We start from the raw sequence: 12994 nt of genomic DNA on the forward strand, positions 1-12994 counted from the left end.
TGACGGGCCGGAACTCCACACCAAGACACCATGGGTGTTGCGGACCGAGAGAACACCATCCTCGGAGAGCTCGGCCCATCCCCCGTCCACCCAACCCGTGCCGGTCGACCACATGGCGCGGCGCTCGGTGTGGCAGTACAGAGTCAGGTCGCCGTTGCCCTGGTGAGCCAGGGTGTGCGTACCGGCGGGAGACGTCAGGGACTGGTTGCGCAGCCGCCCTCGCCTCCAACGCGGGCCCACCGTACGCGTAGGGCTCTCCCAGAGGGAGCGGTCCATGCGGGCGTTGGGTGCCCTCGTGCCACAGGACGGCCCCGGCGGAGTCGACCAGGCACAGCATCAAGCTCTTGGATTTCGAACCACCCGCCAGGTGCCGGCGCCAGGTGAGCACGGTGTCTTCCTGTTCGAACCAGTCGACCAGCGGACGGGTCAGCGCGTAGCTCCTACCCCCGCCCTTCCCGTACTCGCAGACCCGCAGCCATCCGTCCTGCTCGCGGGCCACTGTCCGTCGCGTCTTCCCTTCCTTGACTGGATACGAGTCCCGGGTGATGGCAGCCGCGGGCGCCGCGTCCCAGAGCGGCACAGGGTGGGTGAGTCGCTTCCAGCGGCAGTTCCGTTCGCATGTGGTTCGCGACCTACCAGCCGACGATCATCCGCGCGTACACGTCCAGGACGAACGCCACCTATGCCCAACCGGACCAGGTGCGGACATATGTGATGTCCGCCATGCGAAGGCCTTCGACGACCGATTCGTGGGGGCGCGACCGGATAACGTGACGGTTGTCTTAACGGAGGTTGGTCGACACGAACGTCGATAACGCGGAGCGGCAGGTGCGGTTGAGCTTTCTGGGGTGACCGGGGGCCTTTCCGGGGGCGGCTCGCGTACGTGGGCGTCGGACGGGCTGTTCATACTTGGATGACGCGTCTGGTCCGGGGCGCGCGCGTGCGAGGGAAGCCGGGATTGCCCATGACCGACGAACAGCCTTCAGACGGTGACACCCCCGTCCTCTGCGACCGGTCCGGCCGGCGCTACCCGCTGGATGATCCGCGCTGGCGGGGCGACGACGGGGGTCCCCTTGCCGTCACAGCGCTGACGGGGCTGCGGCAGGAGCAGATCGACACCGCCGAGCGGTCCCTCTGGCGCTACCGGGCCGCCCTTCCCGTTCCGGCCGACCGGCGGGTGAGCCTGGGAGAGGGCTGCACGCCGATGATTCCGGTCGACTGGGCCGGGCGGCGGGTCCACTTCAAGCTGGAGTGGTTCAACCCGACCTCCAGCTTCAAGGACCGGGGAGTGTCCGTGATGATCTCCCACCTCGTGGCGCACGGCGTCGACCGTGTGCTGGAGGACAGCTCGGGGAACGGCGGTTCCGCGGTGGCCGCGTACGCCGCCGCTGCCGGGATCCGCGCCAAGATCATCGTCCCCGCCGCCACCTCGGCGGCCAAGGTCCTCCAGGCCCGGGCGTACGGGGCCGAGATCGAGCTCGTGGAAGGCACCCGCGACGAGGTCTCGGAGGAGGCGATCCGGCAGTCGCGGCGGATTCCCTACGCCAGCCACAACTGGCACCCCATGTTCCTCCAGGGCACCAAGACCGTCGCCTACGAGATGTGGGAGTCCCTGGGCTTCACCGCGCCCGACAACGTGGTCCTCGTGGCCGGCGCCGGCAGCAACGTCATCGGCTGCGACCTCGCGTTCGGTGAACTGCTCGCCGCCGGACAGATCGAGAGGCGCCCGCGCCTCTTCGTCGGGCAGCCCGAGCACTGGGCGACCATCGCCGACACGCTCAACGGCATTGCCCCGGGCTCGCGCGGCGAGCGGGTGCCGACGATCGCCGAGGGCGCGTCCATCGCCCGACCGGTCCGGCTGCCGGAGGCGGTGGCGGCCGTCCGCCGCTCCGGCGGAGCCGCGTACGCCGTGCCCGAGGCGGAGATCCACGCCGCCGTCCGCGCCCTGAGCGCGCGCGGCCTGTACGCCGAGCCCACCAGCAGTGTCGCCGCGGCGACCCTCGACCACTTCATCGCCTCCGGTGAGATCGCTCCGGACGAGACGACCGTCGTCGTGCTCACCGGCGCGGGCCTCAAGTCCGCCGAGAAGATGGCCGCGGTGTTCGCCGGCCCCGCTGACGCCCGGGAGGCGGGCAGCACACGATGACCCGCGGCTCCGCCCAGCTCATCGCCGGCCGGTTCGGCGTTTCGCGGGCGACCGTCCACAACCGCACGAAGCAGACGCGCCGACAAGCAGGGGATCCACGATGAACGAACCGGCCAAGCCCGAGGTCGAGGTACCGGAGGGCCCCGCCCCCACCGAGTTGACGACCCGCGACCTGGTGGTGGGGGAGGGGCCGGAGGCGCTGCCGGGCAGGGTGATCCAGGTCCACTACGTGGGGGTCGCATTCGCGACCGGGAGGGAGTTCGACTCCTCCTGGGAACAGGACCAACCGTTCAAGTTCGCCGTGGGCGGCGGCAAGGCCATCAAGGGCCTGGACCGGGGCGTACGGGGCATGAGGGCCGGCGGCCGGCGCGAGATCACCGTTCCTCCGCGACTCGGGTACGGCAAGCAGTCACCCTCCGCCTTCATCCCGCCGAACTCGACCCTGGTCTTCGTGGTGGACCTGCTCACGGTGGTGGGGCCGGGCGGCTCGGTCTGAGCTCGGCACGCTCTACCGGCCGCCCCGCCGCCGACGCGCGCGCTCGAACTCGGCATGGTCCAGGATCCACGGACCCAGCCCGTCGAGCGCCGCGCAGCCGCCACGGACGAAGGCGCTCACCAGGCTCCGGTAGCCGCTCATCCCGTCGACCAGGCTGTACTCGACCCGGTACTCCGGACCCGCCCCGCCCCGGCCCTCGCGCACGGTCGTGATCCGGGCGACGGAATCCGCGTAGAAGTGGACCTGGATCCCTTCGCCCTTCTCCTCGTCCTCGATGGTGAAGACCTCGTTGCCCGCCGCGACACGATCCTCGACGAACTCCCAGAACTCCACTGCGGCGAGACGGGTACCGCCCGGGCGCCAGGTCTTCTCGGCGCCCTTGTCGTCGGTGAACGACAGGACCGTACAGCCGTCGGCGGCCTCCTCGTACGCTTCCAGGGGGGTGCTCCCGGCGCGGTCGACGGCCTCCGAGCACATCAGGAAGGCCACAGTGCGCACCGCGTCGTCGGCGAGCCCCGGGTGCGCCCGGCGTACGGCCGTCTCGACCGTCGTCGCCATCCGCTCCCAGTCCCGCTTGTCCGTGCCACGCCTGCCCCGTCGTGGATCGCGGCCGATCCGCAGGCCGTCGCACGCGTGTTCCGCGGTGGCGATCACCCGCATGACCTCGGGCAGCAGCGCGGCGGCGACCGCGTCGGGCAGCCGCCTCGGGATCGTCGCACCGTGCAGGTACTGGCCCGTGTACCTCAGGACCGCCGCGTCGAGTGGACCGAGTACGGTGCCGCGCTCGGCGCGACGGCGTTCGGCGCGGTACTCCTGGGCCCGTTTCGTGTCGGACGCCTCCGTCGCCGTGCGCATCGCCGCGCAGACCTGGCCCCGTTGCAGCAAGTCGACGCCGGCCCCGTGCGCGACCAGCCGGCCCTTGTCCCAGGGGATGCGCCGGAAAGACGCGTCGACATCGGCGGGCGCGGCGAGCAGGACGGGGTCCAGGAGCGCGACGGCGGCGTCCTCATCCAGTCGGCCCCGCGTCCCGGCGGCATCGCACAGCGGCAGCACCGCACTCCACAGCAGCAGATGCCGGCCCAGGTCCTCCCGGATCACCGCGAGATGCTCCTCCCCGATCGGGAAGGAGAACGTACGGGGCTCGTGATTGGCATCCGCCCCGGCCCCGAGCGTCAGCTTCAGCACACCGTCCTCGCGGACCACGCGCGGGATCCAGCCGCTCCCGCGGGTGAAAACGACCTCGCTCATGCCGCCAGTCTTCCTCACGGGCCCGGCCCCAGGGCGTGTTTCGAAAGTCCCGCCTGCCGGGCGGCGCTACTTTCGAAACACGCCCTGGACGGAGGCATCCCCGCCGTCCAGCAGGAAGGACCGGATGTGGGCGCTGAGCTCCGCCGGCTGGTCCTCGGGGATCAGGGTGTAGCTGTCCTCGATCTCCACAAGCCGGCCCTTGGGCAGGAGCTCGGCGAGCCTGCGCCCGTGCTCCGGGGGCATCACCCTGTCCTCCGCCGCCCACACCACGAGGGCGGGCCGGTCGAAGTCCCGCAACTTCTCCGCCCAGCCGAGCAGTTCGCTCCTCGCAGGGACGCCCAGTACGTACGTGCGCAGGTCCCGGCGGATTTCCTTGGAGGTCCAGAGTGGGGTGAACCAGGCGTTCATCACCTCGTGCGGGACCGGTCGCTTGCTCATCCAGCCCCAGGTCATGGGCAGCCGGCGCAGCGGCTTCAGCTTCAGCAGCCTGAAGGCGAGGTTGATGCCGCCCGGCAGTTTCGCCGAGGTGAAGAGGTTTCTGCCCGGCACGCCCGGCGGAAAGTTGTCGAACGCCTCGCACGACGTGATGACGAGCCGCCCGATCCGCTCGTCCCTGCCCTCCGAGACCAGGGCCTGCGCACCGCCCCAGTCGCTCATCACCAGCGTGACGTCACGCAGGTCGAGCCGGTCGAGGAACTCGGCGACCAGCCGTGCCACGCCCACGATCGAGAGGTCGGCGCCGGGGCGCATCGGCCGGCGGTGACCGCCCAGCGGCAGCGTCGGCACCACACAGCGGAAATCGGATCGCAGCGGCTCCACCACGTTCCGCCACAGTGAGCCGTCCATGGCGACGCCGTGCAGCAGGACCACGACCGGCCCCTCACCGCCGGTGTCCAGATACTCGATCGTGCCGGCCGAAAGGTCTGCCTCAGCCATGTCTCGTCCCCTCCCCGTACATGTGTGCACCAACGCCTTGAGGACTCTGTCACTGCCAGGGAGGTCGGGCGACGGCTTTCGGCCAGGCCGAACGGTCCCGCCGGGAACACCGGATCCGGTCCTGGTGGTTGCATCGACGGGGGCGCGTCCGTCGCGTCCCCGTACCGCATGCCCGATTCCGCTGGAGGACTGTGTGATGACTGACCGGCCGCTGACCCTGATGGCCGTGCACGCCCACCCCGACGACGAGGCCACCGGGACCGGGGGCGTGCTCGCCCGGTATGCGGCGGAAGGCTTCCGCACGGTGCTCGTGACCTGTACCGACGGCGGTTGCGGTGACGGGCCGGGAGGCGTGAAGCCGGGCGATCCCGGGCACGACCCGGCCGCCGTCGCCGTCATGCGGCGCCGGGAACTGGAGGCCAGTTGCGAGGTCCTGAAGATCAGCGACCTTGAGACGCTCGACTACGCCGACTCCGGGATGATGGGCTGGCCGGCCAACGACGCGCCCGGCTCCTTCTGGGGGACGCCCGTGGAGGAGGGCGCCGTGCGGCTCGCCGCGCTGATGCGCCACTACCGGCCCGATGTGGTCGTCACCTATGACGAGAACGGCTTCTACGGCCACCCCGACCACATTCAGGCCAACCGCATCACGATGGCCGCCCTGGAGATGACCGACCTGACGCCGAAGGTGTACTGGACGACGGCACCGCGCTCGATGATGCAGCGTTTCGGGGAGATGATGCGTGAGTTCGGCGGGGACCTGCCGGAGCCCGACCCCGAGGAGGCCGCCGCGATGGCGGAGATCGGACTGCCCGACGACGAGATCACCACCTGGGTCGACACCACCGCGTTCAGCGGCCAGAAGTTCGACTCCCTGGCCGCGCACGCCAGCCAGGGCGAGAACATCTTCTTCCTCAAGATGGGCAAGGAGCGGTTCGGTGAGCTGATGGGAATGGAGACCTTCGTGCGTGTCCAGGACACCACCGGCGCCCCCGTCCCCGAGAACGACCTCTTCGCCGGACTGCGCTGATCCCCGGGCCGTTCGGCCCGCGTCCTGCCGGCTCACCCCCTGCCCGGGTGTGAGCCGGAGGGCGTGCTCAGTGCTCGCAGAGGAAGAACTCCCGCTCGAACAGCTGCCCGTTGTTCTCGTCCACGAAGAACTTGCGCTCCCGCATGAGCTCATCGCGGTACGTCTTGGCTTCTTCGAGCGTCATGGTCGAGGTCCCGGCCCAGGGCTGCTGCGGAGGCACATCGGAGGTCGAGACGATCGCCTCCGAAGGGTCCACCAGGAAGAACGCGAGGATCTTACGGTGCCCGGCACGGCTCGGGTCCGCGAGGCGGAACGAACCGACGCGGTGCTGAAGGACGTTGGGGAAGGCCAGGCAGCGGCCGGCCGGGGTGGATGCCGAGCCCAGCACCTGGTTGAGCGGTCCCTCGTTCTCCAGGCCGTACACCTCGCGGACGCCGTCGTAGTCGCTCTGCTCGTACTCCGGTTCGTCGACCGCGGTCCGGAAGGCCAGCCGGCTCTCCGTGATGTTCTCGCTGTCCCAGTAGTAGATGCCGGTCGAGACGATCCGCTCGTTCAGCATCCCCTCGACGTGCCACGAACCGCCTGCGTACTCGGGCTTCCCGGGCGTCAGGTGGATGGTCGCCAGCTTGGTGATGACCTGGAGCCGGCGACCGCGCAGGGCAACCCGGTCGGACACGTCACACGGTTCGGGCGGGGTGAAGTCCGGAGCGTCCGGCACGACCGGACGACGGTTCTCGTACCAGTCGTCCTGGGCCGCCTCGTGCGCCTCGACCGCTTGCTCGTACGCCTCCTTGTCGCTGTAGTCGTCCTCGTCCGGGTAGTCCGGCTCCGGGCCGTACCAGCCGTACGGGTCGGCCTCGATCCGCGGGGGCAGCGGCCGGCGCAGATCGGTGAGCACGTTCTCCCACAGCGGGAGCATGCGGGTGAACAGCTCCGGCAGGACGGCGGCCAGCTCCCGGTGGTCCTCGGGGTGGACGTTGTTCACGTACGAACGGAAGGCGGCCTCGCCGTCCGCGCTGACGTCGACATCCGTGGGCAGCCACTGGAACCGGTCCGAGAACTCGTACGTCGAATCGCGGTTCGCCGGGTTCTCCCAGGCCCGCTCCGGGCCACCGCTCACGTCCCGGACCAGGCAGAACAGTGAGGGATGCACCAGGTCCAGCACCTGTCGGTCCGACCCCGGATGCCAGTCCCTCTCGTCCTCGGCGACATCCTCCAGCACGCGGACCGCCTCACGCAGCCGCGACCGCAGTTCCTCGTCGATCAGCGTGTCCGACTGCCAGACACCGTCGACGGCGGACACCTCGACGCCGGTACGCGCGTCCCGCAGCTGTGCGTAGTGCGCGAGCTCGGCCAGCACATGGCGCACCTGCGCCTCCGTCATGCCCTGGTCCACGGCTTCCCGTGTCCACTTGGCGGCTATGGCGGTGTCGTGCATCTTCTCGAACCATCCCGGCTTCGCCCGAAGGTGCGCGCTGCACGCGATCATCTCCAGTTCGCGCACGGTCCGGGGTTCGGCGCACGACCGGGAACGGGAGGTGTGGAACGGCAGCGGAAAGGGGGACAGGCCAGTCAACTTTCTCGGTCCTTCCGGGCGGTGAGTGGTGGCCGGAAGACTACGGGAGCCCACTGACACAACCACCGGCCCGGCACGGGTCAGCGCCGTCGCAGGGCCAGGAGCGTCGCGTCGTCGGTGCGGTGCGGGCCGTTCAGGCGGGCCACCAGCCGTTCGACGTAGTCCTGGAGCCCGGCGTGGCCGGTACCCGGCGCGGCCTCCCGGAAGCAGTGCTCGGCCGCGTCGAGGAAGCGGAGCGTGTCCTTCTCGGGGTCGGCCGGGCGGCGTTCGGTCAGCCCGTCCGAGTACATCAGGACGATGTCCCCGGTCTCCAGCGTCGTCTCGGTGGCGTTGTACGACGTCCCCGGGAGAACCCCCAGGGTGAGCCCGGGCCCGCCGGAGGGCGCCGGCAGCTGACCGGCGCGGCCGTCACGCAGCAGCACCGGGCGGGGATGCCCGGCGCAGGTCCAGCGGAGCAGGGTGCGCTCGGGGTGGTAGCGGGCGATGATCGCGGTGGCGGTGGACTCCCTGCCCTCCGCGCAGGCCACCTCGTTGAGCCACTGCGTCAGCTTCTCCACGGGCTCCGAGGTGTACGCGAGCCCCGCGAGCGCGTAGCGGAGTTTGGCCATCAGGGTGACCGCCGCGAGGCCGTGGCCCCGGGCATCGCCCAGCGCCAGCAGCAGGCGCCCGTCGGGCAGCCCGCGGGCCTTGTACCAGTCACCGCCGACCCCGGCCCCGGGCGCCTCCGGGCGGTAGGCGGCCGCCGCCTCCAGACCGTAGCCGTCCAGCTCGTCCTGGAAGTGCGGCAGCACCGCGTCACGCAGGACACCGGCCACCTCCGCGACGGCCTCGGCGCGCTCGTGCTCGATGCGCGCGTCGCGCTCGGCCCGCTGCGCCGCCTCCCGTCTGCGCCGGTCCGTGGTGACGTCGATCAGGACGGCCCGCAGGGCCCACACCAGGCCGCCGGGCACGATGCGGACGGGCTCGGCGACCATCCGGAAGACGCGCTCGCTGCCACGGAGGCGCAGCTCGCACTGGGTGACGCGCTTGCGCAGGAGCACGTCGTACAACGCCTGATACAGCGTGGGGAGGCAGTCCGGTGTGGTGGCGGCGGCCAGATCGGACAGGGTGGGCACCGGGGCGTTGTCCGCCAGGCCCAGCACCTTGCGGAAGCCCCGGGACGGCTGGATGCAGTCGTCGGCGAGATTCCACTCCGCCCAGCACGTGCGCACCAACTGCTGGGCCGCGCCGGCCATGCTGAGCCGGCCGCCCGGCTCCCAGGTGAGCAGGAAGTGGTCGCCGCAGGGCGCGATCCGCACCTCCGCGCTGAACCGCACCGGCCCTGTGCGCGTGTTCACCAGCCATTCCACCGCGTCGCTCTGCTGCGGCACGCCCTGGCGGTGCGCCTCGGCCAGCATGTGCGGGATCGCCGTGGCGGCCAGGGAGGGGACGCGCTCGAACAGGGGCACCGGTCCGGTCCACGGGGGCATGGCCTCGTCGGGGAAGCGGGAGGCCGCGTAGGCGCGGGCCGTGGCGTTGCGGGCGAGAAGGACGACCTCACGGACCTCGCCGTCCTCGTCGAACTCCGGGGCCAGCAGCAGAGCCGCCACCGGGAGGGCTTCGAGCACCTCCTGACCCGAGGGCGGGGAAGTGGCGACGGCTTGCGCGGCCGGGGGCACGACAGCCGCGGGCGCCGGGGCCCCGTAACGCTCGGCGTACCGGGTGACGCGCCGGCGCTGTGCGTCCAGCAGCGCCCGGATCGCCTGCAGTTCCAGACGCGCGCGTGCGCCGCCCGCGGGAGGAGGTGGGTCCACAGGCATGTCGTGCCTCTCGGTGCGGGTGTACGGGCGGCGCCGGAACAGCATCGGGGCGGGGGGCCGGGAGCGCCACTCGGTGTACGCCGGGTGGCGGCGGCGCCCCGGCCGGCGGGCTCGGCTCAGGCGGCGGCGAGCGGCCGGCTGTCCACCGAGTCCAGGAAGAGCACCACGGTGAGCAGCGCGCCACTGGTCGCCGGGCAGATCGCGTACCGGGTCAACTGCTCGTCCAGATCGGTCAGCCGCCGGCGCCCCTCGGGCATGCCGGCCCCACCGGCGGCCAGGACCCCGGCGGCGTCCTCCTGGACCATTCGCAGCGCCAGGGGCCCCTTGTCGCGTACGACCCGCTCGTCGTCCGTGTCCGCCATCAGCGTCAGCAGCGCGTCGAGCTGCGCGGTCTCCTCGGCGACGCCCCGCGTCCGGGCCTCGCGCACGGCGGAGAGCGCCGCCTCGGTGGCGGTGAGACCGCGCCACTTGGTGCGGCCCGACAGCAGCCGGTAGCTGTCCCGGAAGTCGCCCGACGGCTCCACCCGCTCATCGAGGGCGAGGGCCCGCGCGCAGGCGTCCCGGTGGCCGGCGGCGCCCTGCGCCCATGCGGCGGTCAGCAGGCACAGCGCGCGGGCCGCGACGTCGAATCCGTTCAGGGACGCGGTGTGCGGCACCACATCCTGGGCCGCGCGGCAGGCGGCGGCGAGCCGGCCGATGTCCGTGCCGGCGCCGGCACGGGCGGCCGCGCGCAGCGGCCCGTGGAGCCGCACCCCGACATCGACGAGCGAGGAGAACACCGAGTTGGCGGGGGTCTGCGCGGTGCGGCAGTCCGGCAGTCCCGGCTTGGGCGTGAGGAACACCTCGCGGGTGAAGGCCGCGACGGCGAGGTCCGCGAGGCCGTCCGCGTCGATCCGGGGCAGGTGCTGAGAGGGCATGCGTATCGCTTCCACTGGGCGGTGCGGGTCGGACGGACCCGGCACGGGGCCGGGCTCACAGGGTGATGCCCGCGCCCCGGCGGGAGAACCGGGACGAAAGGCCATAAGAGCCGCATAAGTGATTGGCTCCGGCTGCCGCCTTCCCGCCCCGTCCCTGTGCGTCACCCGCCGGCCCCGCGCGTCTCCCGCCGGTCCCGCGCCCCGACGGTGACGGCCCCGCGGCCCCGGTGACGGCCCTCGCACCGCCCAGCGGCGGGCCGGTGTCAGCCCGTGGCGCAGGAGACCGTGGGCCAGGTCCAGGTGCCGTTGGTCTGGATCGTCAGGCCCCAGTTGTTGCCGCTGCCGTTGGGCTTCGCGGTCAGCACCTGGGCGCTGGGGTAGGAGGCGCTGATGTTCCAGGTGGTGAGGACCCTCTCCGGGGAGGGGAGGCGCAGGGTCACCGTCCAGTTGGACGAGCCCGTGACGGCGACGTTGAGGTTGTAGCGGTCGCCCCAGCTCTGGCCGGCGGACAGGGTGGCCGTGCAGCCGCCGGTGTTCCCGCCGCCGTCGCCTCCGCCGCTGCTGCCGTCGGGTGCGACGGCCCGACCGGTCTGCGGCGAGATCATGCCCGAGCACAGGCCCCGGGAGGCCAGCGACTGGGCGATGCGCGGGATGGCGGCCAGGGTGTTGGCGGGCCACTCGTGCATCAGGATGACCTGGCCGCTGGAGAGGCGTGACACGGCCTGGACGATCGCGTCGGTACTCGCCCCGTTCCAGTCCTGCGAGTCGACGTCCCAGATCACCTCCGTGAGCCCGTACTTGGCCTCGACGGCCTTGAGAGTGGCGTTGGTCTCCCCGTACGGCGGCCGGAACAGCTTCGGCGTGCCGCCGCCGGCGTTCGCGATGGCCTGCTGGGTCCGCGAGAGCTCCGAGTCGATCTGGGCCTGGCTCTGCTGGGTGAGGTGGGGGTGGGTGTAGCTGTGGTTGCCGACCCACATGCCCGCGTCGACCTGGGCCTTCACCTGTGCCGGGTACGAGGCGGCGAACTGGCCCTCGTTGAACATCGTGGCCCGCAGGCCGTTCTGCTTGAGGGCGTTGAGCAGGGCGGGGGTGTGGTCGTTGGACGGGCCGTCGTCGAACGTCAGGCCCACGTAACCGTTGCAGGTGGCGGCCTGGGCCGGGGCGGCGGCCGTGGCGGTCAGACCCAGGGAACTCGCCGCGGCGAGCACGAGCCCCGCCGCCAGGGCGGCCGGGCGGCGGTGGAAGCGGAGACGCATGAGGGGGTCCTCCAGGGGAAGGGGGTTCCGGCCGCACGGGCGGTGCGGCCGGGCCTGAGCACGGAGTTTTTGGGCCGCCTCCGGTGACTGTCAATAGTTTCGGCAAGTGTTTCGAAAGCTTCGGTCCCGCACTGATCGCGTCCGGGCCTCAACCGTGCACGTCAGTGGCGTATGGGGCTGTCCATCGGGGGGCCGCGGAGGTTCGTGGAGCTGGGTGAGCGTTGCGGCAGGGGCTCGCATGGCGAAACTTTCGAATCCTCGGAAGTCCGCGCCCGCCGACGTATTGACAGTGTGCCGTCAAGTCGCTGTCATACATGGGAGCGCTCCCACTGACTTCCCCACGCCCCGAGGAGGCGCACATGACCATCCACCCCCGCCGCTTACCGCGCAGACCCTGGACGGCGGCCGGCTCCGTCATCGCGCTGGCCCTGTCGCTCTTCGTCGCCATGCCCGCCGGTGGACCGGCCGCGGCGGCGGAGTCCGCCTCCGGGTGCCAGGTGGACTACACCGCCAACGAGTGGACCGGCGGCTACACCGCCGAGGTCCGCGTCACCAACGAGGGCCCGGCGCTCAGCGACTGGCGCCTGACCTGGACGTACGCCGGTGACCAGCACGTCACCTCCGGTTGGAACGCCACCGTCACGCAGACCGGCCACGCCGTGACCGCCGTCAGCACGGCCTGGAACGGGGCGGTGGCCGAAGGAGGCACCGTCTCCTTCGGGGTGCAGGGGACCTCGCAGTCGGGCGGGCCCGCGCCCGCCGACTTCGCCCTCAACGGCGTCTCGTGCGGCGGCGACGGCACCACGCCCCCGACCACGCCGCCCCCCACCACGCCGCCTCCCACCACACCGCCCTCCGCCGAGTGCGGTGACGCGGTCGTCTGCGACGACTTCGAGGACCAGGCCGGGCCGGCCCCCGCCGGGAACTGGCACTTCACCGCGCCCGACTGCCAGGGCACCGGGACGGCCGCCGTGGACACCCGGACCGCGCACAGCGGCACGCGCTCGCTGAGGCTCGACGGGAAGGCCGGCTACTGCAACCACGCCTTTGTGGCCTCCTCCGCCGATCTGTCGGCGGTGGGTCCCGTGCTGCACGTCCGCATGTGGGTACGGCACACCACCGCGCTCCCGGCGGCGCACGTCGCCTTCGTGTCGATGCCGGACAGCTCCCAGGGCGGCAAGGCCCTGCGGATCGGCGGGCAGAACGGGGCGCTCCAGTGGAACCGGGAGACCGACGACGCGACGCTCCCGGCGCAGAGCCCGACCGGGGTGGGGCTGAGCAGGCCCCTGCCGACGGACAGCTGGCAGTGCCTGCGGTTCGCAATCGACACCTCGGCCCCGGGGCTCGACACCTGGCTGGGCGACGAGCAGGTGCCGGGCCTGCACGCCGACGGCGTACCCACGCGTGACGTGGACGACCAGTGGCTCTCGCGGACCACCCCGCCCCGGCCCACCGCCCTGCGGCTGGGCTGGGAGAGCTACGGGGGCGGCGACGACACCCTCTGGTTCGACGACGTGGCCGTCGGCTCCGAGCCGATCGGCTGCTGACGGGCGGGCGCGGGGGGGGGGGGGGGGGGAGGGGGGGGGGGGG

General features: G+C 71.9%; 10 protein-coding genes. 4 read left to right on the forward strand and 6 right to left on the reverse strand.

Features of this window, described 5'->3' with window-relative positions:
- Positions 1-964 precede the first annotated feature (964 nt).
- Positions 965-2146, forward strand: a complete 1182-nt coding sequence (locus ACN6LM_RS08160; protein ID WP_445064597.1) for a threonine synthase — start codon at positions 965-967, stop codon at positions 2144-2146.
- A 100-nt stretch (positions 2147-2246) separates the two neighbouring features.
- A complete protein-coding gene (locus ACN6LM_RS08165) occupies positions 2247-2642 on the forward strand; it encodes an FKBP-type peptidyl-prolyl cis-trans isomerase (RefSeq protein WP_445064598.1) in 396 nt (131 codons plus the stop codon).
- 12 nt (positions 2643-2654) lie between these two features.
- Here ACN6LM_RS08165 and ACN6LM_RS08170 read toward each other — a convergent pair whose 3' ends face one another.
- Complete coding sequence (locus tag ACN6LM_RS08170) at positions 2655-3890, reverse strand: DUF6357 family protein (protein ID WP_445064599.1); 1236 nt, start codon at positions 3888-3890, stop codon at positions 2655-2657.
- Positions 3891-3956: 66 nt separating this feature from the next.
- Positions 3957-4826: an alpha/beta fold hydrolase gene (locus tag ACN6LM_RS08175; protein WP_445064600.1), complete on the reverse strand. Its 870-nt coding sequence runs from the start codon at positions 4824-4826 to the stop codon at positions 3957-3959.
- A gap of 196 nt (positions 4827-5022) precedes the next feature.
- Here ACN6LM_RS08175 and ACN6LM_RS08180 point away from each other — a divergent pair, with 196 nt between their 5' ends.
- On the forward strand, positions 5023-5856 hold the full coding sequence (locus ACN6LM_RS08180) for a PIG-L family deacetylase (protein ID WP_445064601.1): 834 nt from the start codon (positions 5023-5025) through the stop codon (positions 5854-5856).
- A 67-nt stretch (positions 5857-5923) separates the two neighbouring features.
- Here the strand turns inward: ACN6LM_RS08180 and ACN6LM_RS08185 are convergent, their stop codons facing one another.
- The 4 genes from ACN6LM_RS08185 to ACN6LM_RS08200 form a co-directional block, all read right to left on the reverse strand.
- A complete protein-coding gene (locus ACN6LM_RS08185) occupies positions 5924-7432 on the reverse strand; it encodes a DUF4246 domain-containing protein (RefSeq protein WP_445064602.1) in 1509 nt (502 codons plus the stop codon).
- Positions 7433-7512: 80 nt separating this feature from the next.
- The gene (locus ACN6LM_RS08190) at positions 7513-9231 is read right to left on the reverse strand and encodes a PP2C family protein-serine/threonine phosphatase (protein ID WP_445064603.1); all 1719 of its coding nucleotides are present in this window, start codon (positions 9229-9231) and stop codon (positions 7513-7515) included.
- A gap of 116 nt (positions 9232-9347) precedes the next feature.
- The gene (locus ACN6LM_RS08195) at positions 9348-10148 is read right to left on the reverse strand and encodes a triphosphoribosyl-dephospho-CoA synthase (RefSeq protein WP_445064604.1); all 801 of its coding nucleotides are present in this window, start codon (positions 10146-10148) and stop codon (positions 9348-9350) included.
- 263 nt (positions 10149-10411) lie between these two features.
- Positions 10412-11404: a polysaccharide deacetylase family protein gene (locus tag ACN6LM_RS08200; protein WP_445064605.1), complete on the reverse strand. Its 993-nt coding sequence runs from the start codon at positions 11402-11404 to the stop codon at positions 10412-10414.
- A 359-nt stretch (positions 11405-11763) separates the two neighbouring features.
- Here ACN6LM_RS08200 and ACN6LM_RS08205 point away from each other — a divergent pair, with 359 nt between their 5' ends.
- Positions 11764-12951 (forward strand): cellulose-binding domain-containing protein, encoded by a 1188-nt coding sequence (locus ACN6LM_RS08205; protein ID WP_445064606.1) that lies wholly within the window; start codon positions 11764-11766, stop codon positions 12949-12951.
- Positions 12952-12994: the final 43 nt, after the last annotated feature.

This window comes from Streptomyces sp. SAS_281, from assembly GCF_052542855.1.